This is a genomic window from Cupriavidus sp. USMAA2-4 (assembly GCF_001854305.1).
Lineage (GTDB): Bacteria > Pseudomonadota > Gammaproteobacteria > Burkholderiales > Burkholderiaceae > Cupriavidus > Cupriavidus malaysiensis.
Genome location: NZ_CP017748.1, coordinates 2,276,560 through 2,300,770 on the forward strand (window position 1 = coordinate 2,276,560; position 24,211 = coordinate 2,300,770).

The 24,211-nt window shown below is 68.9% G+C and carries 23 protein-coding genes; 14 read left to right on the plus strand and 9 right to left on the minus strand.

All coding sequences use genetic code 11. From position 1 onward, the window contains the following. Nucleotides 1-106: 106 nt before the first annotated feature. Entirely contained in the window at nucleotides 107-286 is a 180-nt protein-coding gene (locus tag BKK79_RS10070) for a hypothetical protein (protein WP_071037625.1), read from the minus strand. Here BKK79_RS10070 and minC point away from each other — a divergent pair. From minC to BKK79_RS10090, 4 genes are all read left to right on the plus strand, one after another. Beyond that, nucleotides 285-1,058 (plus strand): septum site-determining protein MinC, encoded by a 774-nt coding sequence (gene minC / locus BKK79_RS10075; RefSeq protein ID WP_071010671.1) that lies wholly within the window; start codon nucleotides 285-287, stop codon nucleotides 1,056-1,058. The genes BKK79_RS10070 and minC overlap by 2 nt on opposite strands. Before the next feature lie 56 nt (nucleotides 1,059-1,114). Further along, nucleotides 1,115-1,930 (plus strand): septum site-determining protein MinD, encoded by an 816-nt coding sequence (gene minD / locus BKK79_RS10080; RefSeq protein ID WP_071010670.1) that lies wholly within the window; start codon nucleotides 1,115-1,117, stop codon nucleotides 1,928-1,930. Nucleotides 1,931-1,949: 19 nt separating this feature from the next. Further along, nucleotides 1,950-2,204, plus strand: coding sequence for a cell division topological specificity factor MinE (gene minE, locus BKK79_RS10085; RefSeq protein WP_071010669.1), 255 nt, complete (start codon nucleotides 1,950-1,952; stop codon nucleotides 2,202-2,204). A gap of 401 nt (nucleotides 2,205-2,605) precedes the next feature. Continuing rightward, the gene (locus BKK79_RS10090; protein WP_071010668.1) at nucleotides 2,606-3,691 is read left to right on the plus strand and encodes a porin; all 1,086 of its coding nucleotides are present in this window, start codon (nucleotides 2,606-2,608) and stop codon (nucleotides 3,689-3,691) included. Between the two features lie 92 nt (nucleotides 3,692-3,783). On the opposite strand, the gene BKK79_RS10095 is transcribed toward BKK79_RS10090, so the two are convergent. Then, on the minus strand, nucleotides 3,784-4,518 hold the full coding sequence (locus BKK79_RS10095; protein WP_071037626.1) for a response regulator transcription factor: 735 nt from the start codon (nucleotides 4,516-4,518) through the stop codon (nucleotides 3,784-3,786). A 269-nt stretch (nucleotides 4,519-4,787) separates the two neighbouring features. Here BKK79_RS10095 and BKK79_RS10100 point away from each other — a divergent pair, with 269 nt between their 5' ends. Next, complete coding sequence (locus BKK79_RS10100; protein WP_071037627.1) at nucleotides 4,788-5,510, plus strand: response regulator transcription factor; 723 nt, start codon at nucleotides 4,788-4,790, stop codon at nucleotides 5,508-5,510. On the opposite strand, the gene BKK79_RS10105 is transcribed toward BKK79_RS10100, so the two are convergent. Both BKK79_RS10105 and BKK79_RS10110 read right to left on the minus strand, forming a co-directional pair. After that, entirely contained in the window at nucleotides 5,497-6,477 is a 981-nt protein-coding gene (locus BKK79_RS10105) for a Bug family tripartite tricarboxylate transporter substrate binding protein (RefSeq protein ID WP_071010665.1), read from the minus strand. The two genes, BKK79_RS10100 and BKK79_RS10105, sit on opposite strands and share 14 nt — an antisense overlap. A 173-nt stretch (nucleotides 6,478-6,650) precedes the next feature. Beyond that, on the minus strand, nucleotides 6,651-6,920 hold the full coding sequence (locus BKK79_RS10110; protein WP_071037628.1) for a hypothetical protein: 270 nt from the start codon (nucleotides 6,918-6,920) through the stop codon (nucleotides 6,651-6,653). Nucleotides 6,921-7,118: 198 nt separating this feature from the next. Between BKK79_RS10110 and BKK79_RS10115 the strand changes: the two genes are divergently transcribed. Continuing rightward, nucleotides 7,119-7,856 carry an NAD(P)H-binding protein gene (locus BKK79_RS10115; protein WP_071037629.1) on the plus strand — a complete coding sequence of 246 codons (738 nt, stop codon included), beginning with the start codon at nucleotides 7,119-7,121 and terminating at the stop codon, nucleotides 7,854-7,856. Here BKK79_RS10115 and BKK79_RS10120 read toward each other — a convergent pair. Continuing rightward, a complete protein-coding gene (locus BKK79_RS10120) occupies nucleotides 7,839-8,762 on the minus strand; it encodes an EamA family transporter (protein ID WP_071038490.1) in 924 nt (307 codons plus the stop codon). The genes BKK79_RS10115 and BKK79_RS10120 overlap by 18 nt on opposite strands. A 121-nt stretch (nucleotides 8,763-8,883) precedes the next feature. Here BKK79_RS10120 and BKK79_RS10125 point away from each other — a divergent pair, with 121 nt between their 5' ends. Both BKK79_RS10125 and BKK79_RS10130 read left to right on the plus strand, forming a co-directional pair. Then, a complete protein-coding gene (locus tag BKK79_RS10125; RefSeq protein WP_335582903.1) occupies nucleotides 8,884-9,522 on the plus strand; it encodes a MarR family winged helix-turn-helix transcriptional regulator in 639 nt (212 codons plus the stop codon). 107 nt (nucleotides 9,523-9,629) lie between these two features. Then, complete coding sequence (locus tag BKK79_RS10130; protein WP_071037630.1) at nucleotides 9,630-10,940, plus strand: M20/M25/M40 family metallo-hydrolase; 1,311 nt, start codon at nucleotides 9,630-9,632, stop codon at nucleotides 10,938-10,940. A gap of 88 nt (nucleotides 10,941-11,028) precedes the next feature. Here the strand turns inward: BKK79_RS10130 and BKK79_RS10135 are convergent, their stop codons facing one another. Then, nucleotides 11,029-12,306, minus strand: a complete 1,278-nt coding sequence (locus BKK79_RS10135; protein WP_071010661.1) for an MFS transporter — start codon at nucleotides 12,304-12,306, stop codon at nucleotides 11,029-11,031. 106 nt (nucleotides 12,307-12,412) lie between these two features. On the opposite strand from BKK79_RS10135, the gene BKK79_RS10140 reads away from it, so the two are divergent. Together BKK79_RS10140 and BKK79_RS10145 are read left to right on the plus strand one after the other, a co-directional pair. After that, nucleotides 12,413-13,252 (plus strand): AraC family transcriptional regulator, encoded by an 840-nt coding sequence (locus BKK79_RS10140; protein ID WP_071037631.1) that lies wholly within the window; start codon nucleotides 12,413-12,415, stop codon nucleotides 13,250-13,252. Nucleotides 13,253-14,102: 850 nt separating this feature from the next. Then, complete coding sequence (locus BKK79_RS10145) at nucleotides 14,103-15,248, plus strand: IS481 family transposase (RefSeq protein WP_071037632.1); 1,146 nt, start codon at nucleotides 14,103-14,105, stop codon at nucleotides 15,246-15,248. A gap of 243 nt (nucleotides 15,249-15,491) precedes the next feature. Here the strand turns inward: BKK79_RS10145 and BKK79_RS10150 are convergent, their stop codons facing one another. The 3 genes from BKK79_RS10150 to BKK79_RS10160 all read right to left on the minus strand — a co-directional run bounded on the left by BKK79_RS10150 (nucleotide 15,492) and on the right by BKK79_RS10160 (nucleotide 18,575). Then, entirely contained in the window at nucleotides 15,492-16,778 is a 1,287-nt protein-coding gene (locus tag BKK79_RS10150) for a M20 aminoacylase family protein (RefSeq protein ID WP_071037633.1), read from the minus strand. Between the two features lie 223 nt (nucleotides 16,779-17,001). Beyond that, on the minus strand, nucleotides 17,002-17,850 hold the full coding sequence (locus BKK79_RS10155) for a fumarylacetoacetate hydrolase family protein (RefSeq protein WP_071010658.1): 849 nt from the start codon (nucleotides 17,848-17,850) through the stop codon (nucleotides 17,002-17,004). Then, nucleotides 17,847-18,575 (minus strand): GntR family transcriptional regulator, encoded by a 729-nt coding sequence (locus BKK79_RS10160; RefSeq protein WP_071037634.1) that lies wholly within the window; start codon nucleotides 18,573-18,575, stop codon nucleotides 17,847-17,849. Before BKK79_RS10160 ends, BKK79_RS10155 begins: the two co-directional genes overlap by 4 nt. Nucleotides 18,576-18,774: 199 nt before the next feature. On the opposite strand from BKK79_RS10160, the gene BKK79_RS10165 reads away from it, so the two are divergent. From BKK79_RS10165 to BKK79_RS10180, 4 genes are all read left to right on the plus strand, one after another. Then, nucleotides 18,775-20,073 carry an MFS transporter gene (locus BKK79_RS10165; protein WP_071010656.1) on the plus strand — a complete coding sequence of 433 codons (1,299 nt, stop codon included), beginning with the start codon at nucleotides 18,775-18,777 and terminating at the stop codon, nucleotides 20,071-20,073. A 114-nt stretch (nucleotides 20,074-20,187) separates the two neighbouring features. Continuing rightward, the gene (locus tag BKK79_RS10170; RefSeq protein ID WP_071010655.1) at nucleotides 20,188-20,916 is read left to right on the plus strand and encodes a maleate cis-trans isomerase family protein; all 729 of its coding nucleotides are present in this window, start codon (nucleotides 20,188-20,190) and stop codon (nucleotides 20,914-20,916) included. A gap of 54 nt (nucleotides 20,917-20,970) precedes the next feature. Then, nucleotides 20,971-22,392 (plus strand): dihydropyrimidinase, encoded by a 1,422-nt coding sequence (hydA, locus tag BKK79_RS10175; RefSeq protein WP_071010654.1) that lies wholly within the window; start codon nucleotides 20,971-20,973, stop codon nucleotides 22,390-22,392. A 1,021-nt stretch (nucleotides 22,393-23,413) separates the two neighbouring features. Next, on the plus strand, nucleotides 23,414-24,151 hold the full coding sequence (locus BKK79_RS10180) for an aspartate/glutamate racemase family protein (RefSeq protein WP_071010653.1): 738 nt from the start codon (nucleotides 23,414-23,416) through the stop codon (nucleotides 24,149-24,151). Nucleotides 24,152-24,211: the final 60 nt, after the last annotated feature.

A 24,211-nucleotide genomic window follows, 5' to 3' on the forward strand; every position in this document is an offset into this window, starting at 1 on the left:
GCGGGAGGGGGGTGTAAAGAAGATATAAAGACGGCGCGTGCCGCGTCAGGCGGCCCGGGCGTGCGCCGCCCGCCGCCCGCAGCGCACATGCCGGCCGTGGCCGCCGTCAGGTCCTGCCCGCCTTGCGCACGTTGCGCACGTTGCGCACGTTGTGCCCGTTGTGCGCCTTGCGCCAGCGCACGGCAGCGCGCCGCTTGCGGCACTGCCCCGCGTGCACGGCGGAATTGTTACAGTTCGTGCGGCAGACGACGTTAGAATGTGGCATTTCCACGGTCACCGGCTCCATGTCCCAGAAGAAATCGCCACGCTTCGAGCTGCGCAGTGGCAACGTCGACGCCCTCCTTCTCTCCCTCGAGACCGCTGACGTGCCCGCGCTCCGGGACGATCTGCTGTCCCGCTTCGAAGCCACGCCGGATTTCTTCTCCGACGACGTCGTCGCGCTGGACCTGCGCCGCCTGCCCGACGAGGCGCCGGTCGCGCTGGAACAGGTGATCGATACGCTGTCCACCCTCAAGGCCCGCGCCATCGGCGTGGTGGCGCGTCCCGACCAGCGCGGCTGGGCCGGCGCCTTCGGCCTGCCGCTGCTCGACAGCCAGAGCCGGCGCGGCGCCAGGGCGGGCCAGCCGGCCCGGGCGGCGCAGGACGCCGACGAGGCAGCACCGGCCGCCGCCGAGACCGCCGCGCCGGCGCCGGCCCCCGCGCCCGAACCGGTGCGGCAGGCGGTGCCGACCCTGGTGATCGACCGGCCGCTGCGCTCGGGCCAGCAGATCTACGCCCAGGGCGACGTGGTCATCCTCGACCTGGTCAGCTACGGCGCCGAAGTCATCGCCGAGGGCAACATCCATATCTATGCCCCGCTGCGCGGCCGCGCGCTGGCGGGTGTCAAGGGCAATCCGGACGCGCGCATCTTCTGCACCTGCCTGGAGCCCGAACTGATCTCCATCGCCGGCATCTATCGCACCGCCGAGCAGACGCTGCCGGCGGAGGTACTGGGCAAGTCCGCCCAGGTACGCCTGGCCCAAGAAAAACTGATCCTCGAGCCGCTGCGCATGAAGTGAGCGCCGCCGGCCGAACCTGAACTCAAGCAAGCAACCCTATTACTGGACCAAGAGCCATGGCAAAAATCATCGTTGTGACCTCCGGCAAGGGAGGCGTCGGCAAGACCACCACCAGCGCCAGCTTTGCGGCGGGCCTGGCCCTGCGCGGCCACAAGACGGCCGTCATCGACTTCGACGTCGGCCTGCGCAACCTCGACCTGATCATGGGCTGCGAGCGCCGGGTGGTCTACGACCTGATCAACGTGGTGCAGAACGAGGCCAACCTGAACCAGGCCCTGATCAAGGACAAGAAGTGCGAGAACCTGTTCATCCTGCCGGCCTCGCAGACGCGCGACAAGGACGCGCTGACCCGTGACGGCGTCGAGCGGGTCATCAACGGCCTGACCGACATGGGCTTCGAGTACATCGTCTGCGATTCGCCGGCCGGTATCGAGAGCGGCGCGCTGATGGCCATGTACTTCGCCGACGAAGCGCTGGTGGTCACCAACCCCGAAGTATCCTCGGTGCGCGACTCCGACCGCATCCTGGGCATCCTGGCTTCCAAGACCAAGCGCGCCACCGAGGGCGGCGAGCCGATCAAGGAACACCTGCTGATCACCCGCTACAACGCCAAGCGCGTGCATGGCGGCGAGATGCTGTCGCTGACCGACATCCAGGAAATCCTGCGCATCAAGCTGATCGGCGTGGTGCCGGAATCCGAGGCGGTGCTGCATGCCTCCAACCAGGGCACGCCGGCCATCCACCTGGAAGGCACCGACGTGGCCGATGCCTACGCCGACGTGGTCGACCGCTTCCTCGGCAAGGACAAGCCGATGCGCTTCACCGACTACCAGAAGCCCGGCCTGCTGTCCCGCATCTTCGGCAGCAAGTAACCCAAGGAGGACCGTACCCATGTCGATTCTGTCCTTCCTGCTGGGGGAGAAGAAAAAGTCCGCGTCGGTGGCCAAGGAGCGCCTGCAGATCATCCTGGCGCACGAGCGCACCGGCCACTCGGCCCCGGCCGACTACCTGCCGGCACTGCAGCGCGAGCTGGTGGCGGTGATCTCCAAGTACGTCAAGATCAGCGACGAGGACCTGCGCGTGAGCCTGGAGCGCCAGGACAACCTCGAAGTGCTCGAGGTCAAGATCGAGATCCCGCAGGGCTGATCGCGGCGGCCGGGCCGGCCCCGGCCGGCCCTTTGCCTTCCCCGCGCCGCCGCGCGCGCCGCTCCCGCGCCCCTCCCGCCTCCATCCCGCGTCCCCCTCCCCCGCGCGCCCGCCGGCGGCTGTGGCGGCGGCGGCACGTCGTGGCGCCTGCGGCGTGTCCAGCGCCACGGCGTGCCTTCTTATCCCCCCTTTGGGGCATATCCCACCCGTTCCAGCGGGGACACCTGCAGCCTGGTGTCGCGGCCTGACAACGTTTTGGCCGGGAAATGTACGCTCAATTGTCCGGTTTGCTCCTAAGTTCCCGTCGTTTTGATAAATTTTGGCGGCGTTATGACAAGACGTAACCATGTGTGCCGCCGCGATCCGGTGCCACGCAATCAGAACGACAGAAAAGGAGCACCATGAAGAAATCAGCCCTGACCCTCGCAGCGGGCGCCCTGCTGGCCAGCAGCGCCTACGCCCAGTCCTCCTCGGTCACCCTGTACGGCATCGCTGACGTCAGCGTCCGCTACACGACCAACTCGAACGCCAAGAACGACGGCCAGTTCCAGATGACCGACGGCGCCGTGACGCAAAGCCGCTGGGGCCTGAAGGGCGCGGAAGACCTGGGTAACAACCTGAAGGCGATCTTCCAGCTGGAAAACGGCTACAGCATCGACACCGGCGCCAAGAACGACTCCTCGCGCCTGTTCAATCGTCAGGCCTACGTCGGCCTGGCCGGCGACTTCGGCACCGTCAAGCTGGGCCGCCAGTACACCGAAGGCTTCAACTTCTTCGGCGACTTCGATCCGCTGACCATCGGCAACTACACCGCCAACGCCTGGCCGTTCTTCCTGACCCAGTTCCGCCGCGACAACGTCATCAGCTACTCCGGCGCGTTCGGCGGCCTGAACGTCGGCGCCAGCTACGGCTTCGGCGAGCAGCCCGGCAGCATCACCACCAACCAGTACTGGGGTACCCGCGCGTCCTACAGCATGGGACCGTTCGCCGTCGGTGGCGTCTACCAGGAAATCCGCGACATCAACGGCAACAAGCAGCAGATGTGGGGCGCCTCCGGCAAGTACGGCATCGGCCCTGCCAAGCTGTTCCTGGGCTACATCGGTGGCAAGGACCGCACCGGCATCATCGACAACGGCTTCATGAACGCCGACGCGTCGATCAGCGGCAACCGGGTCCCGGCCGGCGGCAACTTCCAGAACAACCCGCGCAAGGACACCGCCGGCTTCCTCGGCGTGACCTACCAGGCCACCCCGGCCCTGGCGCTGACGGGCGTGTTCTACGCCGACCACATCACCAATGTGAACGGTGTGTCGAACAACGCCGGCAACCGCTACACCGGCGTGCTGCTGGCCGAGTACTCGCTGTCCAAGCGCACCCAGCTGTACGGCACCGTGGACTACAACAAGGTGACCGGCGGCGCCGTCACCGAACTGCCGGGCCGCAACAACCAGCTCGGCGTGGCAACGGGTATCCGCCACATCTTCTGATGCCCGGCTGGCACTGCCAGCGGCACGGAAGCCACGAAGAAAGGCACCTGCGGGTGCCTTTTTTCATGGTGGATGCGCCCGCGCGGGCGCGCTCAGGCCGCGGCCATCGCCTCGGCGCCGTCGGACCCGCCGCGCTCCAGCCACTCCAGCCGGTAGCCGTGCGTGTACACCGGCACCAATTGCATGCCGTTGCACGGATGCAGGCCGAGCTTGCCGCGCACGCGTGACATATGGGTATCGATGGTGCGCGACAGCGGCGAGATCTCGCGCCCCCACACGGCCGCCACGATGTGGTCGCGCGAGACGATGCGGCCTTCGTTGCGGAACAGCAGCACGGCCAGGTCGAACTCCTTCGGCGTCAGCTTGAGCGGCCGGCCGTGCCGCGCGGCCGAGCGGGCCGCGCAGTCGAGCGTGTAGCCGCCCAGCTCGATGGGCGAGTTGCCCGGGCGCGGGCCGGCGGCGGCGCGGCGCAGCAGGGCCTGCAGGCGCGCCACCAGTTCGGCCGGCCGGATCGGCTTGACCATGTAGTCGTCGGCGCCGGCATGCAGCCCGCCGACGATGTCTTCCTCCGCGTCGCGGCAGCTCAGGAACATGGCGGGCACGCGCCGGTCCACGTTGGCGCGGACCCAGCACAGCAGGTCCTTGCCGCTCATGTCGGGCAGCTGCCAGTCGAGCAGCAGGACATCGAAGCTGTGCTCGCGCAGGCTCAGCATCAGCTCGCGCCCGGCTTCGAAGCTGACGCAGTGCAGGCCGGCATTGCGCAGCACATGCTGGATCCATGCGGCCTGCGCCGGGTCGTCTTCGAGCGATGCGATTCTCGTTTCCATCGGATTTGCCTCCATCTGCCAGCCGCCTCGTGTGCGCCGGCCCCGCGCCGGCATCGCCGCGCGCCGGACGGCAGGCGGCGCAGGGCAGCACCATTCAAGCGCTTGCCCCAGGCAAACACACTGAGACAAATCTCAAATCGAACAGCGATTGTGTTGCGGGGAACCGGGCAGGCCGGTGGCGCGGCTGCGGAGACAAATTTTGACTTTGGCCGCCACCGGGACCGCGTCTAACATGGCGGACCGATCCGAGCGTGCCAGGAGGGATTTCGATGAAGGTCGCTGCCTTGCAGGACGATCCGACGCAGGCCCTGCTGCTGGAGCAGACCCTGCTGCTGAACGGGCACAGCTGCGTGCGCTTCCGCGGCGGCCAGGCGCTGATGCAGGCGCTGCGCCGGGAGTCGTTCGACATGCTGCTGCTCGACTGGGAAGTACGCGGCATCGCCGGCCGCGACGTGCTGCTGTGGATCCGGCGCGCGCTCGGCGCCGCGCTGCCCGTCATGCTGCTGAGCGAGCGCGACGACGAGGCCCATATCGCCAACTGCTTCGCCGACGGGGCCGATGCCTTCGTCGCCAAGCCGCTGCGCCATGGCGAGCTGGCCGCGCGCGTGCAGGCGCTGGCGCGGCGCACCGCGCCGGCGGCCGGCTGCGGCGACCTGGTGGTGGGCGTGTTCCGCTTCGCCCTGGCCGAGCGGCGCGCCTACGTGCGCAACCGCTGCGTGCCGCTGGCACCCAAGGAGTTCGACCTGGCCGTGCTGCTGTTCCGCCATGCCGGCCAGCTGGTGCTGCGCCAGATCCTGTGCGAGCGCGTGTGGCGGCGCGCCGTGCCGCAGACCTCGCGCACCATCGACAGCCACCTGTCGCGCGTGCGCACCAAGCTGGGCCTGTGGCCGCACAACGGCGTGCGGCTCAGCGCCATCTGCGCGGTCGGCTGCCGCCTCGACCTGCTCGAGCCGCGCAGCCTGGCGGAGCTGCGCGGACTCAGTCCTCCTTGATACCCGCCTCGCGCACGATGCGCGCGTTGTCCTCGTATTCGCCGCGGATGGCCGCGGCGAACTGGGCTGCGCTGCCACCGGTCGGCACCACGCCGCCCTTGAGCAGGCGGTCGCGCACGTCCGGCTCGGCCAGCGCCTTGTTCAGCTCGGTGTTGAGCCTGGCGAGGATGGCGGGCGGCGTCTTGGCCGGGGCGAAGATGCCGAAGGTCGAGGTCAGGTTGGCCCTGGGAATGCCCAGCTCGGCGAAGGTCGGCACCGCGGGCAGCGATTCCAGGCGCTTGGGCGCGCCCACCGCCAGCGGCCGCAGGCGGCCGGCCTGCATGTGCTGGGTCAGCATCGGGCTGGCATTGGTGCTCATCACCTCGAACTGGCCGCCGAGCGCGTCATTGAGCTGCTGGCCCGCACCCTTGTAGGGCACCATGATCAGGTCGGTCCTGGTCTTGGCCTTGATCTGCTCCAGCATCACGTGGCCGATGGTGCCCTGTCCGGAGGTGGCCCAGCGCACCGAGCCCGGTTTGGCCTTGGCCTGCGCCAGCAGGTCCTGGAAGGTCTTGCCCTGGAAGCTGTGGGTCGCCACCACCAGCACCGGGGAATACATCACGCTCATCACCGGCGCGATATCGTGCTTCGGATCGTAGTTGACGTGGGACACGTGCGGCGTCAGCGTCAGCGGGCTGGTCGAGGAGAAGCCCAGCGTGTAGCCGTCGGCCGGTGCCTTGGCCACGGCATCGATGCCGATGCTGCCGCCCGCGCCGCCGCGGTTCTCGACCACCACCGAGGTGCCCAGCTGCGCCGACAGCTTTTCGCCCAGTGCGCGCGCCACCGTGTCACTGATGCCGCCGCTCGGATAGGCCACGATCAGGCGGATCGGGCGGCTGGGGAAATTGTCGGGCGCGGCAAGGGCCGTGCCCGCGCAGGCCGCGAGCGACAGGGCGGCCAGCGAGCGGAGGCGGGAGGAAAGAGCCATGGGTGAGGATGCTGCCAAGAATGAAGGAGACGGGGCCGACGCGCGGCGATGGGCGCTGGGCGATAGGTGACAGGCGGCGCTCGGCCAGCGCGCGCGGCGGTGCGCAAGGACGCTATCTTAGCCGATCGGGATCATGCGCTCCGCGCAGGGCGTACCGCGCCGCGCACGCTCGCCTACGTGGTCAGCGGACGCGCCGGCGCCCACGCCACGAAGGGTTCGCCGGCACGGTCGTAGAGCCGCCACTCGGTGCCGCAGTCACGGCAGACGAAGGTCAGCTTGCTGTAGGCCACGCCGGCCTCGCATTGCTCCGTGACCGGGGCCGTGTGCTGCAGGGCCAGGCCGGCATGCGGCTCGCGCCGGCGCGCATCGGCCGCCAGCGCGCGGCAGCGGGCGCAGGCGGACACGGTCGCGGCCGGCGGGGTGGGGGGGGCATCTGACTTCATGTCCGCATGATGCCGCAAAACGCGGCGCCGCAACATCCACGCGGCCACGGCCCGGGCCGTGGCCGATACCGCGCCTGCATGGGAAATTGGCCGCAGTTGCCCGCCGTTGGCGCCCGATCGGCCGCCGGGGAAGTGCCACGTGCGCCACAGTGATGCCACAATGCGCGCTCCGCGCCCGCGCGCAACACCCTCCGACCGATGACGACAGCCACCCGCGACACCCCGCCTGCCCTGCCTGCCAAGCCTGCCGTCGCGCCCTGTGCACTGCGTCCCGCGCACGTGGCCGTCCTCGGTGCCGCCGGAGGCCTCGGCCAGGGCATCCTGGCCAGGTGCCGCGCCCTGGGCATTGGCTTCACCGCCATCGTGCGCTCGCGCCCCGAGCGCATCGGCGCGGTGCCCACCGGTTCCCGTATCGCGGTGGTGCCGGCGCTGGCCGACGGCGACGCCCTGGCGCGCGCCTTCGCGGGCGCCGGCGCCGTGCTGAGCGCGGTCGGTGTGACCGCAACCAGCCAGGACCCGTCGGCCTTGCTGTCGCGGCACCTGGCCACACTCGAAAGCGCGATGCAGGCGGCCGGCGTGGATCGCATCCTGCTGGTCAACACCCTGCTGAGCGCACCGCCCGGCCAGCCGGCCAGCCGGCTGATGCGCGCCTTCGCCCGGCTGCCCGGACGCATGGGCCGCGGCGCCGCGGAATTGCAGGCGGTGGTCGATGGCCTGGGCGCCGGCGCCCTGTCCTCGCTGCGCTGGACCCTGGTGCGCGCCGCCGTCAATGCGCGCGGACGCGACGAGGCACCGGCCGCCGGCACCGGCTGGGCCGACGCCGGCAATTCCTGGCTGCCGGTCTCCTATGCGGCCATGGCCCGCTGGATGCTGGACGAGGCGGCGGCCTGCCGCTTCGTGCGCGCCGCGCCGCTGGTCTCACGGCGCCGCGGCTGAGCGCGCCGCCGGCGCGGCCGCGGGACCGCGCGCGGCGCCGCCTTGCTGGCCGAGCCAGACGCTGGCCAGCACCAGCAGCGCGCCGGCCATCTGCAGCGGCGTCAATGCCTGGCCGAGCACGGCATAGCCCAGCAAGGTCGCCACCACCGGGCTCAGCAGGCCCAGCGCCGACACCGCCGGTATCGGCAGGCGCGCGATGCCGCGGAACCACAGCGCGTAGCTCACCCCCGCGCCGGCCACGACGAGCCAGGCATAGGCGGCGAGCTGGACCGCGCCGAGCCTGGCCGGCAGGGGTTCCAGCGCCAGCGCGAAGGGCAGCTGGAACAGGCCGCCGCTGCACAACTGCCAGCCGGTCAGCACCAGCGGTGCCACCGGCGGCCGCCAGCGGCGCGTCAGCACGGTTCCCACCGCCATCGACACGGCCCCGGCCGCCGCGGCCGCCAGCCCGACCGCGTCCAGGCGCGCCGCCGGCCCCAGCACCAGCAGGGCCACGCCCAGCAGGCCGCCGGCGCCGGCCGCCCAGGCCAGCGCGCCCGGGCGCGTGCCGAGCAGCGTCCAGGCCAGGGCCACCACCAGCAGCGGCTGGATCGCGCCCACCGTCGCCGCCACCCCGCCCGGCAGGCGGTAGGCGGCCATGAAGAGCATGGCCTGGAAGAAACCGATATTGAGCACGCCCAGCAGCGCCGCCTTCCACCACCAGTTGCCGCGCGGCAGGCGCCGCCCCAGCAGCAGCAGCACCAGGCCGGCCGGCAGCGCGCGGATCACCCCCGACAGCAAGGGCTGGCCCGGCGGCAGCCATTGGCTGGTGACCAGGTAGGTGCTGCCCCAGATCGCCGGCGCAAGGGCCGTCAGCAGCGTATCCAGGCCATGGCGGCGCGGCGGTGCCGGCCCGTCCGTGCCAGCCATGTCTTGCGATCCGGCGGAACCGGCGGAACCGGCGGAATGCGGGGCGCGTGTCAGTTGATCTTCATTCATATCAAGAATCTCGACATCAAGATAAAAACCACTTTACGAAGCGAATATCTCGATGTCAAGATTCCCATATCGTCGCCACGACCTTTGGCCCACCACCGCGATGGCCACACGCTCCAGCAAACCCTCCCCCGCCGGCCCCGCACGCCGCGCCGCCGCGCGCCGCGACGGCGGCGCACCTGCCCCCCACCAGTCCGACCCGGCCGACCGCGTCGACCGCATCCTGGCGCAATGGGCGCGCGAACGGCCCGATCTCGATGCCTCGCCGATGGGCGTGATCGGCCGCCTGTGGCGCCTCGACCGCCATACCGACCGCGCCGTCGAAGCCGCGCTGGCCACCGCGGGCCTGAACGGCTGGGAGTTCGACGTGCTCGCCACGCTGCGCCGCAGCGGCGCCCCTTACGCCTTGTCGCCGGGCGCGCTGATGGAATCGCTGATGATCACCTCGGGCACCATGACCAACCGGCTCGACCACCTGGAACGCGCCGGCCTGGTGCGCCGCAGCCCCAACCCGGACGACCGCCGCGGCCTGCGCATCGAACTGACGCCGGCCGGCTTCGAGCGGGTGGACCGCGCGCTGGAGATCCACGTGGCCAACGAGCACCGCCTGCTGGCCGGCCTGGCGCCGGCCGAGCGCGAGCAGCTGGCCGGCTTGCTGCGGCGCCTGCTGCTGTCCTTCGAACCGCCGGCCTGAAGCCGCGCCCCGGCGCGCCGACCGCGCCGCCGCTGCTGCGGCGGCGGCCGGGTGCGCGCGCTTCTTGCTTACCGCTGTCCTTCCACCCTGCCCACGGAGTCCCACGCATGCGCCCCTCGTCTTCCCCCCGCCTGATCCACGCCCTGCGCCCCGCCGCGCTGGCCGCCTGCGCCGCGCTGTGCGCCAGCCTCGCGGCCGGCGCCTACGCCGCGCCGGTGGAACCGGCCTGGCAGCTGTCGCAGCAGGAGAAGCCGGCCCTGCTCGATACGCTCAAGGACCTGGTCTCGATCGAGTCGGGCAGCAAGGACCTCGAAGGCCTGGATCGCGTCGCCACCTTGATCCGCGACCGCCTGGCGGCGCTCGGCGGCGACGCCAGGCTGGTCGAGCCGGGCGAGGTCTACCGCATGGAAGACACGCCGCAGAAGGTCGGCAAGATGGTGCTGGCGCAGTTCCACGGCAAGGGCACGCGCAAGATCATGCTGATCGCCCACATGGATACGGTCTACCTGCGCGGCATGCTGGCGCAGCAACCCTTCCGCATCGACGGCGAGCGCGCCTACGGGCTGGGCATCGCCGACGACAAGAACGGCGTGGCGGTGATCCTGCACACCCTGGCGGTGCTGAAGAAGATGAACTTCCAGGACTACGGCACGCTGACCGTGCTGGTCAACGGCGACGAGGAGATCAGCTCGCCCGGCGCGCGCGCCATGCTGAGCCGGCTCGGCGCCGAGCAGGACGCGGTGTTCTCGTGCGAGGCCACGCGCGTCAACGGCGACCGCCTGTCGCTGGCCACCAGCGGCATCGGCGCCGTCCAGCTCAAGGTGACGGGCAAGGCTTCGCACGCCGGCGGCGCGCCGGAGCAGGGCCGCAACGCGCTCTACGAGCTGTCGCACCAGGTGCTGCAGATGCGCGACCTGTCCGACCCGGCGAGCGGGCTGAAGGTCAACTGGACCATCGCCTCGGCCGGCACCAACCGCAACGTGATCCCCGCCATCGCCAGCGCCCAGGCCGACGTGCGCGTGCTGCGCACGGCCGACTACGACGCGCTCGAACGCAAGCTGCAGGAACGCATCAAGAACCAGTTGATCCCCGACACCAAGGTCGAGGTCAGGTTCGAGCGCCGCCGCCCGCCGCTGGAAGCCACGCCGGCCTCGCGCGCACTGGCCGCGCACGCACAGACGGTCTATGCCGAGATCGGCGAGAAGCTGGCGGTGTTCGACACCGCCGAGGGCGGCGGCACCGACGCGGCCTTCGCCGCCGCCGCCACCAAGGCGCCGGTGATCGAGCGCTTCGGCCTGCGCGGCTTCGGCGCGCACTCGAACGATGCCGAGTACGTCGACCTCAACTCGGTGGCGCCGCGCCTCTACCTGCTGACGCGCATGATCATGGACGTGTCGCAGGACAAGACCGGGCGCTGAGCCACGCGCCGCGCGGGACCGGCACCGGCATAAGAAAACGGGGGCAGGCGCCCCCGTTTTCCGTTATCCGTTGACCGCCGCAGCGGCGTCAGGCCTTGCCCTGCCGATGCCGCAGGTCGGGCAGGAACACCGCCAGCAGCCCCAGCAGCGGCAGGAAGGCGCACAGCTGGTAGACCGACTCGATGCCCTGCGCATCGGCCAGCCGGCCCAGCACCGCGGCGCCGATGCCGCCCATGCCGAAGGCGAAGCCGAAAAACAGCCCGGACACCATGCCCACCTTGCCCGGGATCAGCTCCTGCGCGAACACCAGGATGGCCGAGAAGGCCGAGGCCAGGATGAAGCCGATGATGAAGGACAGCACGCCGGTCCAGAACAGGTTGGCATGCGGCAGCATCAGCGTGAACGGCGCCACGCCCAGGATCGAGCCCCAGATCACGCGCTTGCGGCCGATGCGGTCGCCGATCGGGCCGCCCAGGATGGTGCCGGCGGCCACCGCGAACAGGAACACGAACAGGTAGAGCTGCGCGCTCTCGCGCGCCAGCCCGAACTTCTCCATCAGGTAGAAGGTGTAGTAGGTGTTCAGGCTCGCCATGTAGAAGTACTTGGAGAAGATCAGCAGCATCAGCACGACCATCGCCCGCACCACCGTGGCGGTGGGCAGCGGCGCCAGCGTGCCGGCGCCGGCCTTGCGCTTGCGCGCGCCGTGCTCGAGCTGGCGCGCATACCAGCCGCCGATCTGCCACAGCACCGCGATGGCCAGCAGCGCCGCCAGCGAGAACCAGGCCAGGTTCGACTGCTGGTGCACGATCCACGCCGCCAGCAGCGGCCCGGTCGCGCTGCCACCGTTGCCGCCCACCTGGAAGATCGACTGCGCCAGCCCGTGCTGCCCGCCCGACGCCATGCGCGCCACCCGCGACGACTCCGGATGGAAGATCGAGGAACCGGTCCCGACCAGGGCGGCCGCCACCAGCAGCACGCCGTAGGTCGGTGCCACCGACAGCAGCAGCAGGCCGCACAGCGTGAAGCCCATGCCCACCGCCAGCGAGAAAGGCTTGGGATGGCGGTCGGTGTACAGGCCCACCACCGGCTGCAGCAGCGAGGCGGTGATCTGGTAGGTCAGCGTCAGCAGGCCGATCTGGGCGAAGCTCAGGTTGAAGCCCCCCTTCAACATGGGATAGATCGCCAGGATCAGCGACTGGATCATGTCGTTGAGGAAGTGGGCGAAGCTGATCGCCGACAGGACGCGGAAACCGGTACGCTCGGCGTCGGCGGCACGATGGGCCGCATCGGCGGCACGATGGGCCGATTGGGCCGATTGGGCTGGCTGGGCCGCACCCGGCGGCGCGGATTGGGCAGGCGTGGACATTGGGGGCGCTCTCTGAGGTCGCTTCAAGGGAATCGTGACGGCCATGCTAATTGCCGCCGCGACGCCTGTCCTGCGAGAATAGGTCCGGAACATTGGAGAAACGGACATGACCCGTCCCACCCGCCGCCTGCCGCCCGCCCCCGCCCCCGACCCGGCCGCCCTGGCCCGCGCCGACACCTACGCCGAAACCCCCGCCTACGTCCGCTACGACCGCGGCCCGATGCCGGTCACCGCCATGGCGGCCGACTACCTGCCCGGCCATGTGACCAAGCCGCACCAGCACCCCCATGCCCAGCTGATCCACGCCGTGCACGGCGTGATGGTGGTCTCCACCGGCGAAGGCCAATGGATCGTGCCGCCCACGCGCGGCATGTGGATGCCGGGCGGCACGGTGCACTGGATCCGCATGGTCGGCCGCGTGCAGATGCGCACCGCCTACGTGCGCCCCGATGCCGCGGCCGGCCTGCCGCAGAGCTGCACCGTGCTGGGCATCTCCGCCCTGCTGCGCGAACTGATCCTGGCCGCCATCGACATCCCCGCCACCTACGCGCCGGACTCGCGCGACGGGCGCCTGATGCGGCTGCTGCTCGACGAAGTGATGCTGGTGCCGACCCTGCCGCTGCACCTGCCGCGCCCCGCCGATGCCGGCCTGCGGCAGATCTGCGAAGCCATCACCGCCACGCCCGACACCGCGCTCACGCTGGCGCAGTGGGGCGGGCGGCTCGGCGTCGATCCCAAGACCATCCAGCGGCGCTTTGCGCGCGAGACCGGCATGACCTTCGGGCAGTGGCGCCAGCAGGCGCGGCTGCTGGCGGCGCTGGAGCGGCTGGCGGCCGGGGTCAAGGTGGTGGATGTGGCGTTGGATCTGGGTTATGAGAGTCCGAGTGCTTTTTCTACGATGTTCAGGAGGCAGTTCGGGGTGCCGCCTAGTGGGTTTTTTCGGTGAGGGGGAATGGGATTGGGGATTGGGGATTGGGGCTTCGATTCGGGCGTTGTCGGTTTGCGGGGCAACGGCCTGTTTCGGTTCTCGTGACTTGGTGCTTTGGTTCGGGCGATGTCGGCGTGCGAGGCAACGGCCTGTTTCGACTCCCCTGCGGGGAGCCGACCTACTTTCTTGTCTTGCCAAGAAAGTAGGCAAAGAAGGCGCGCCGGGTGCGGCTCAACCCCCCCTCGCGTGCTGGGGCAAAGAGCGGCCGGGCCCCAACTCGGATCGCCTTAAGGCGATCCTCAGACAGGGGGCCCTCTTTTCCGCTCTTTGCCCCAGCACGCGAGGCGCCGCACACGGCAGGGAACAGACGCCACGCCTCGCTTCGCTTCGGGTGACGGGTGTTCGGCCAGCTCGCTGGCCGAACACGAAAGCTCAGCAGACCAAGCCTTCACGCTATATCGAACTCGTTGGCAGACCGATGGCTTGGCTTTCGCTTTTGCACTCTGTCCAGCGCTTCGGAGATAGATGTTCGGCCAGCGAGTTGGCCGAACACGAAGGCTCAACCAGCCAAGCCAGCATGCAAGAGCAAGCCCGCTCGCATACCAACGGTTTGGCCTTTCCCTCCCGTGTGCGGCGCCTCGCGAATGGGCCCCGGCCGCCGATGAAGCCCGTCCGCTGTCTGAGCGGCCGCAGGCCGCGAGTTCGGACGGGCGCGGCGGCCGGGGCCCATTCGCGAGGGGGGGCGCCGCACCCGGGTCGCCTTTCTTTGCCTACTTTCTTTGGCGAGATGTATAGACCGGGGACATGGTGGACAGGTGTGCGAGGACATGGTTGACACTTCACGGCAGAGTTTCTGCCGGAGTCCGTCATGCCCTGGAGCCCACGCGACACCATGAGCCTGCGCCACGAATTCGTCCTGCTCGCCCAGCAAGAGGGCTGCAATCGCCGCCAGCTATGCCAACGCTACGGCATCTCCCCGCAGACCGGCTATAAGTGGATTGCTCGGTACACCGAACAGGAGATGGCTGGCTTGGTCGAGCGGTCGCGCCGGCCCGCGACCAGTCCGACCCGAACGGCGGAGGAACTGGAGCGACTGGTCGTCGACCTGCGCCTGCAGCACCCGGCTTGGGGCGGGCGCAAGATCAGCCGGCGGCTTCAGGATCTGGGCCACACACCGGTGCCGGCTCCGAGCACCGTGACGTCCATCCTGCATCGGCATGGCCTGATCTCACCCGAAGCCTCGGTCAAGGCCCAGCCCTGGCAACGCTTTGAACATGCGGCGCCCAATCAGCTGTGGCAAATGGATTTCAAGGGCGGCTTTCGCACGCACGATGGCCAGATGTGCTCACCATTGACGGTACTGGACGATCATTCCCGCTTCGCCGTCACGCTGGCCGCCTGTACGCAGACCCACACCGCTGTGGTCCAGGAGCACCTGGCTCAGGCCTTTCGCCACTTCGGACTGCCTTGGCGTATCAACGCCGACAATGGGGCGCCGTGGGGCAGTCCTTCACAACCGGGGCAGCTCACCGGCCTGGGGGTCTGGCTCATCCGGCTGGGCGTGCGCCTGACCCATAGCCGTCCGGCCCATCCTCAAACCAATGGCAAGGACGAACGCTTTCACCGCACCCTCAAAGCCGAAGTGATCAATGCCCGTGGCTTTGCCTCCAGCCTGCAAGCCCAGCATGCGTTTGATGCCTGGCGCGATATCTACAACTTGCAGCGCCCACACGAGGCACTCGGCCTGGCGACGCCGGTGACACGCTATCAGCCCAGTCCTCGCTCCTATCCGGAGGTGCTACCGGAGATCGAATACGGCCCTGACGATCTGGTAGTGAAGATCAAATGGGACGGACAACTGCGCTTTCGCGGGCAAACCTTCAAAGTGTCCAATGCCCTACGAGATTTCCCGGTCGCCTTGCGCCCACAACCCAACCACGATGGACGATTCGATCTGTATTTCGTCGATCACTGCTTCGGCTACATCGATTTGAACGACCACCAGGCGGCCTAATATGTGTCAACCATGTCCTCGCACAGGTGTCACCTATGTCCCCAGTCTATACAGCGAGACAAAGAAAGTAGGTCGGCTCCCCGCAGGGGAGTCGAAACAGGCCGTTGTCTCGCAGACCAACACCGCCCGAACCCACACGACAAGCGTCAAGTCACGAGAGCCAAAACAAGCCGTTGCCCCGCACACCGACACCGCCTGAACCCAAGCACAAAGCCACGCACTGCGAAACAACAAACCCCACCCTCACTCCAGATACCGCTCCACCAACCTCGTCCAATACGCCGCCCCCACCGTCAACAACGCATCATTGAAGTCATAACCCGCGTTGTGCAGCAAAGGCTTGCCCACCCCATTCCCCAACCGCACGAAACACCCCGGCCGCTGCTGCAGGAAGTAAGCAAAGTCCTCACTGCCGGCCACGCGCGCGCAGGGCGCGACCACCTTGTCCGGCCCGACCAGTTCCTCCGCCACCTGGCGCGCGAATTCGGTCTCGGCCTCGCTGTTGACCAGCACCGGATAACCACGCTGGTAGTCGATCTCGGCGCTGGCGCCGTAGCTTTCGGCCTGGGCCGTGACGATCTGGCGGATGCGGCTCTCGAGCGCGGCGCGCACTTCGGGCGAGAAGGAGCGCACGCTCAGTTCCATGCGCGCGCTGTCGGGAATCACATTGGCGGCATGGCCGGCGTGCAGCGTGCCGATGGTGACCACGGCGGTTTCGTTGGGATCGATATTGCGGGCCACCACGGACTGCAGCGCCATCACCAGGCTGCCGGCCACCAGGATCGGGTCGACCGACTGGTGCGGGCGGGCGGCATGGCCGCCCTTGCCGCGGATGGTGATGACCACGGTGTCGCAGGCGGCCATCAGCGGGCCGGTGCGGAACATGAAGGTGCCGGTCTCGACCCCCGGATGGTTGTGCAGGCCGAAGATGGCATCGCAGGGAAAACGCTCGAACAGGCCGTCGGCCAGCATCCGTTCGGCGCCGCCGCCGGCGCCGATTTCCTCGGCGGGCTGGAAGATCAGGTGCACGGTGCCGCGGAAGCGGCGCGTGCGGGCCAGCTGGCGCGCCGCGCCCAGCAGTACGGTGGTGTGGCCGTCGTGGCCGCAGGCGTGCATGCGGCCCGCGTTGGCGCTGGCGTAGGGCAGCCCGGTGAGTTCCTGGATCGGCAGGGCATCCATGTCGGCGCGGATGCCGATGCTGCGCCCGCCCTCGCCGCTGCGCAGGGTGCCGACCACGCCGGTGCCGCCGACGCCGCGTGTCACCTCGTAGCCCCAGGCTTCCAGGCGGCTGGCCACCAGTTCGGCGGTCTGCAGTTCCTGGAAAGCCAGCTCCGGGTTCTGGTGGATGCGGTGGCGGATGGCCTGCAGCTCGTCGCGGCTGTCGAGCGTGTCGCCCAGCTCGCAGTAGCGGCGGTGGTGCGCCAGGGCCTGCTGCAGCGGGGGACCGTCAGGGGTATCGGTGGCGGGGGCGGGGGTGTTGCGAGTATTGCGCTCGAGAAGCGTCTCGAGCTCGGGGGCGTGTTCCGACATGGCGATGCTCTTTCTGACGAGACTTGTGAACACAGTATTTCACGCTGAAATCGCCAGGGGAATGCCGCGGCCCGCTTTCTATCCGATTGGGGCGCATCCGATGCCGCGACTGTTGCGGCCGCGGCACGCTTTGTGTGGAAACCTCAGGCTTTGTGTGAAAACGTTTCGCTGCGGAACTTGCCCGGGCCCGGCGGCCGGGTGGGAAACCCGGCCGGCCGCGGCCTCAGAGTTCGCCGTAGGCGACCACGCCCTGGCGCTGCTCGCCCAGGCCGTCGATGCCCAGGCGCATGGTGTCGCCGGCCTTGAGGAAGCGCGGCGGCTTGAAGCCCATGCCCACGCCCGGCGGCGTGCCGGTGCAGATCAGGTCGCCGGGGTGCAGCGTCATGAAGCGGCTGACGTAGCTGACCAGCGTGGCCACGTCGAACACCATGGTGGCGGTGCTGCCCTGCTGCACACGCTCGCCGTTGACCTCCAGCCACAGGCCGAGCGCCTGCGGGTCGGCCACTTCGTCGCGGGTGACCAGCCAGGGGCCGACCGGGCAGAAGGTGTCGCAGCCCTTGCCCTTGTCCCAGGTGCCGCCGCGCTCGATCTGGAACTCGCGCTCGGAGACGTCGTTGACCACGCAGTAGCCGGCCACATGCTGCAGCGCCGACTCGCGCGCCACGTTGCGCGCGGTGGTGCCGATCACCACGCCGAGCTCGACCTCCCAGTCGCTCTTGACCGAGCCGAAGGGCAGCATCACAGCGTCGTCCGGACCGTTCAGCGAGCTGTTGGCCTTGAGGAACACGATGGGCTCGGCCGGCAGCGGCATGCCCGCCTCGGCGGCGTGGTCGGCATAGTTCAGGCCGATCGCCACGATCTTGCCGATGCCGCTCCAGGGCACGCCGAAGCGCTCGCCCTCCACCACCGGCAGCGCGCCCACGTCCACCTGCGCCAGCCGGGCCAGCCCGGCCGGCGACAGGTCGGCCGCGCCGATCCCGCCGGTCACGCCCGACAGGTCGCGCACGCGGCCCTCGGCGTCGATCAGGCCTGGGCGCTCGGCGCCGGGCTTGCCCACTCGTACTAGTTTCATCGTTGTCCTCGGTTGTCGTTGGCCAGGCGTCGGGCGGGCTCGGACAAGCTGCGCTCGACCACGCTCAGCACTTCTCTTGCGGTGTTCTCGGAATGGTGGCGCAGCACCGCGGCCAGCCGCGGGCGGCCGGGCTCGCGCAGCGCGGCCATGATGGCTTCGTGTTCCTCATGCGATTCCTGCCAGCGCAGGGTGTCCGCGTTGGCGGCGCCGCGCGCGCGGTGCACCTTGCTCATCAGCGCGGCATAGATGCCGGCCAGCACCGGGTTGGCGGCACCGTCGATGATGACCTGGTGGATCTCCTGGTTGATGCGGAAGTATTCGGTGCGCCGCCCGGCGGCGTGGGCTTCGAGCATGGCCTGGTGGCGCCGCTCCAGCTTGGCCAGCGCGGCCTCGGACAGCCGCGCGGCCGCCAGCTCGCCGGCCAGCGCCTCCAGCCCGTGCAGGGTCTCGAAGGTGGCGCGCAGTTCGTCCAGGTCGAGCGGCGCGACGCGATAGCCGATGTACTGCCGGTGCAGCACCAGCCCCTCCGCGACCAGCACCTTGAGTGCCTCGCGCAGCGGCGTCTTCGACACATCGAACAGTTCGCAGAAGGCGCGCTCGTCGACGCGGGCACCAGGCGGCAGCTCGCCCTCCTCGATCATGGTCCGCAGCCGGGCGGCGATTTCGGCCGACATGCCGAGCGTGCGCAGGCGCGGGGTGGAAGCAAGCGTTTGTGTCACAGACATCACCAAAAGGGGGACAGACGGGGCGAATGCACCAGCGCAAGGCTATCACACACCAAAAATGTGCGCTTGCATCATAATAAAATCAGTAACTTACATAGATTGTAATTACAGATTACGTATCCTATACTCCGGCCTGTTGCGCGACACCCATTCCATAACAGCCCCCCTTCCACCCCAAGGAACCTAGGAGACAAACGTCATGCAAACCACCAGCCGGGCCGGCGCGCTCGCGGAGACCAGGAGCTCCGTGCGCTGGAAGATCTTCCTGATGATGCTGTTCCTCATCGCGATCAACTACATCGACCGGGCCTCGCTTTCGGTGGCGATGCCGCTGATCGCCAAGGAATTCGACCTCAGCCCGACCATGCAGGGCCTGATCCTCAGCGCCTTCTTCTGGACCTATGCCCTGATGCAGGTGCCCGGCGGCATGCTGGCCGACAAGTACAAGCCGCGCATCGTGATCGCCACCGCCACCGTGTTCTGGGGTGCCTTCCAGGCCCTGGCCGCGGTCTGCACCAGTTCCACCGCGCTGCTGCTGACGCGCCTGGGACTGGGCGCGGCGGAAGCGCCGATCTACCCGGCCGGCGGCAAGCTCAACGCGATCTGGATGACGCAGAACGAGCGCGGCCGCGGCGCCACCCTGCTCGACGGCGGCGCGCCGCTGGGCGCGGCGCTGGGCGCCATCCTCATCACCTGGCTGATCACCGCGCTGGGCTCGTGGCGGCTGTCCTTCGTGGTGGCCGGCGGCGGCACGGTGCTGGCCGGGATGTGGGCCTGGTACTACATCCGCAACCATCCGCGCGAACACAAGGGCGTCAACGAGATCGAGGCGAAGTACATCGAGGAGGCCCAGGCCAGCGAGCACCGCGCCGAACCCGCCAACCTGTCGGGCCGCTCGCTCGACTTCTTCAAGTACCGCTCGGTGTGGTGCATGGCGCTCGGCTGGATGTGCTTCAACACCGTGTTCTACGGCCTGCTGACCTGGATGCCGAACTACCTGAACAAGGTGCACGGCTTCGACATCAAGGCCATGGGCGGCGCCAGCTTCATCATCTTCTTCTCCGGCTTCGTCGGCGAACTGATCGGCGGCTGGATCGCCGACAAGTGGAAGGCCGCCGGCGGCTCGCCCAACCGCGTGATGCGCACCCTGTTCGGCATCGCCGCGGTGGTGGCCACCGTGTCGATCTTCTCGGTCGCCTACGTCAAGGACGCGGTGGTGGTGGTGGCGCTGCTGTCGTCCACGCTGTTCTTCCTGCGCTGGTGCGGCCTGTTCTGGTGCATCCCGTCCATCCTCGGCACCCGCGACAAGGTGGGCTTCCTCGGCGGCGTGATGAACCTGGGCGGCAATATCGGCGGCATCTCGGTGCCCATCATCGTCGGCATGATCGTGCAGTACACCGGCTCCTACTTCCTGGCGCTGATGTTCTTCGCCGCCGCCGGCGTGGGCCTGCTGATCGCCTCGACCGCCATCGACTACGAGAAGAAGCTGCCGGTGTGACGCCGCGCCGGCCACGGCCGGCGCCCCCCGGCACCTCCACGACAGAGACAACGACAAACGCGGCGGCGCGGCCCTCCCGGCCGCGACCGCGCGCCACCTCCTGAGAGCAGAACCATGAGCAAACCCATCCGCCTCGGCATGCTGACGCCGTCCTCCAACACCGCGCTGGAACCGATCACCAGCGCCATGGTGAGCGGCCTGCCGGGTGTCAGCGCGCATTTCTCGCGCTTCACCGTCACCGAGATCTCGCTGCGCGACCAGGCCCTGGGACAGTTCGACCTCGACAAGATCCTGGGCGCGGCGCAACTGCTGGCCGATGCGCGCGTCGACGTGATCGGCTGGAACGGCACCTCGTCCGGCTGGCTCGGCTTCGAGCGCGACGAAGCGCTGTGCCGCCAGATCACCGAGGCCACCGGCATCCCCGCCACCACCTCGGTGCTGGCGCTCAACGAGATCCTCGACAAGACCGGGGCACGCCGCTTCGGCCTGGCCACGCCCTACCTGGCCGACGTGCAGCAGCGCATCGTCGCCAACTACGCGCGCAGCGGCTTCGACTGCGTGGCCGAGCGCCACCTCGACCTGCACGTCAACTACAGCTTCGCCGAGGTCGAGGAAGCCACCATCGCGCGCATGGTGCGCGAGCTGGCGCAGACGCGCCCGCAGGCCATCACCACCTTCTGCACCAACCTGCGCGCGGCCCACCTGGTGGAAGCGCTCGAGGCGGAGACCGGCATCCCGGTGTACGACACCATCGCCACCGTGGTGTGGAAATCGCTGCGCCTGGCCGGCGTGGACACGCGCGCGCTGGCCGGCTGGGGCCGGCTCTTCCGCGAAGTCGAATAGGCCCGCGCCGCAGACAGGCAACGACAGGCAACGACAGCAACAGGAGACCAGACCATGCCCGCCCACGACACCCTCGATCTCGTCATCCGCAACGCCGACGTGGTGACCGCATCGGACCGCTTCCAGTGCGACATCGGCGTACGCGACGGCCGCATCGCGGTGCTCGGCCACGACCTGCCGCGCGGCGCGCGCGAAGTGGATGCCACCGGCCTGCTCGCGCTGCCCGGCGGCGTCGACGGCCACTGCCACCTCGACCAGCCGATGCCCGACGGCCTGCGCATGGCCGACGATTTCTTCACCGGCACGCGCGCCGCCGTGTGCGGCGGCACCACCACCGTGATCCCCTTCGCCGCGCAGGAGAAAGGCGGCTCGCTGCAGGCCGCGGTGGACGACTACCACCGCCGCGCCGAAGGACGCGCCGTGGCCGACTACGGCTTCCACCTGATCGTCGCCGACCCCACGCCGAAGGTGCTGCGCGAGGAACTGCCCGCGCTGATCCGCCGCGGCTACACCTCGTTCAAGGTCTACATGACCTACGACGACCTCAAGCTGTCCGACCGCGAGATGCTGTCGGTGCTCGAGGTGGCCAAGGAGAACGGCGCGCTGGTGATGGTGCACGCGGAAAACGCCGACTGCATCTCCTGGCTCACCGACAAGCTGATCGGCGAAGGACGCATCGCCCCGCGCTTCCACGGCCTGGCCCGCCCGGCCGCGGTCGAGCGCGAAGCCACCCACCGCGCCATCACCTTCGCCGAACTGGTCGACGTGCCCATCCTGATCGTGCACGTCTCCGGCCAGGAAGCCATCGAACAGATCCGCTGGGCCCAGGGCCGCGGCCTGCGCATCCTCGCCGAGACCTGCCCGCAGTACCTCTACCTGACCGCCGATGACATGGGCCTGTCCGGCGACCATGGCTATGAAGGTGCCAAGTGCGTGTGCAGCCCGCCACCGCGCGACTTCGAGAACCAGGCCGCGGTCTGGCGCGCGCTGGCCGGCGGCGTGTTCAGCGTGTTCTCCTCCGACCACGCGCCCTTCAACTACGACGACCCGGCCGGCAAGCAGCCTGGCGGCGAACGCCCGTCCTTCGACCATATCCCCAACGGCGTGCCCGGCATCGAGACGCGGCTGCCTCTGCTGTTCGACGGCATCGCGCGCGGCAAGCTGACACTGCACCAGTTCGTCGCCCTGACCTCCTACCGGCCGGCGCGGCTGTACGGCCTGTACCCGCGCAAGGGCACCATCGCGGTCGGCGCCGATGCCGACATCGTGCTGTGGGACCCGGCGCGCAAGGTGCGCATCGCCAATGCGGAGCTGCATCATGCGGTGGACTACACGCCTTATGAGGGGATCGAGGTGACCGGGTGGCCGGTGCACTGTTTCTCGCGGGGCGAGATGCTGGTGGAGGGGGGGAGGTATCTGGAGCCCCTGGCGGGGCGGGGGAGGTTTTTGGCGGCGGGGGTGCCGGTGATGGATTGAGGGGGTTCGATGCTTGGTTCGGGCGGTGTCGGTTTGCGGGGCAACGGCCTGTTTCGGCTCTCGTGACTTGACGCTTGTCGTGTTGGTTCGGGCGATTTCGGTTTGCGAGGCAACGGCCTGTTTCGGCTCTCGTGACTCATTGCTTGTCTTCGGGCGGTGTTGATATGCGTGGCAACAACCTGTTTCGACTCCCCCTGCGGGGGAGCCGACCTACTTTCTTGGTCTTGCCCAAGAAAGTAGGCAAAGAAGGCGCGCCGGGTGCGGCTTAAAACCCCCTCGCGTGCTGAGGCAAAGAGCGGCCGGGCCCCAACTCGGATCGCCTTAAGGCGATCCTCAGACAGGGGGCCCTCTTTTCCGCTCTTTGCCTCAGCACGCGAGGCGCCGCACACGGCAGGGAAAAGATGCCACGCCTCGCTTCGCTTCGGGTGACGGGTGTTCGGCCAGCTCGCTGGCCGAACACGAACGTTCACCAGATCAGGCCGTCACGCGAACAGCAAACTGGTTGGCAATCCGATGGCTTGGCTTTTGGCTTCTGTGCGTCACGCTTCGCCGTACTTCAGGAGGAAATGTTCGGCCAGCGAGCTGGCCGAACACGAAGCCTTAGCGAGCTTGGCCGCTACGCGAAAGCGAGCCCGTTCGCGTACCAACGGTTTGGCCTTTCCCTCCCGTGTGCGGCGCCTCGCGAATTAGCCCCGGCCGCCGATGAAGCCCGTCCGCTGTTTGAGCGGCCGCAGGCCGCGAGTTCGGACGGGCGCGGCGGCCGGGGCTAATTCGCGAGGGGGGGTCGCCGCACCCGGGTCGCCTTTCTTTGCCTACTTTCTTTGGCGAGACAAAGAAAGTAGGTCGGCTCCCCGCAGGGGAGTCGAAACAGGCCGTTGCCTCGCAAACCAACACCGCCCGAACACAAGCACAGAGTCACAGAAACCGATTCAAGCCCTTGCCACGCAAACCGACACCACCCGAAACCAAACCCAAGAACACCAGCAAACCAAGCCCCCAAACAAAACAAGGAGCCCCCATCATGCAACTCCTCATCATCAACCCCAACACCTCCCAATCCGTCACCGACCTGATCGAAGCCGAAGCCAGGCGCAGCCTCTCCCAAGGCACCCGGATCACGATGGCCACCGCCCCCTTCGGCGTCGCCTACATCGAAACCCGCTTCGAAGCCCTGGTCGGCGGCTACGCCACCGCCTGCGCCGCCGCCGAGCATGCGGGCCGCTTCGACGGCCTGGTGGTGGCGGCCTTCGGCGATCCCGGCCTGGCCGGGCTCAAGGAGCTGTTCGACGTGCCGGTGGTCGGCATGACCGAAGCGGCGCTGGCCAGCGCCTGCCTGCTCGGCCAGCGCTTCTCCATCATCGCCATCTCGCACCGCATCGAAGCCTGGTACCGCGAATGCGTGGCGGCCAACGGCCTGACGTCGCGCCTGGCGAGTGTGCGTTCGCTGCAGGAGCCGCTGCGCGACATCGGCAGCGTGCAGCAGGACCACGCCGCACGGCTGGAACAGTTGAGCCTGCAGGCGGTGCGCGAGGATGGCGCCGATGTGATCATCGTCGCCGGCGCACCGCTGGCGGGTCTGGCGCGCGAGCTGAAGGAGCGCATCCCGGTGCCGGTGGTGGACGGCGTGTCGAGCGCGGTGCGGCATTGCGAATCGCTGGTCGCGCTGGCGCCGCGCGGTGCGCGCGAGGGCAGTTTCGCGCGGCCGCCGCGCAAGCCGAACGTGGGCCTGCCGCCGGCGCTGGCGCGCCTGCTGGACTGAGGGACTGCGGGACTGCGGGACTGCGGGACTGCGGGATCGAACGATCGTGCCGCTGGCCAC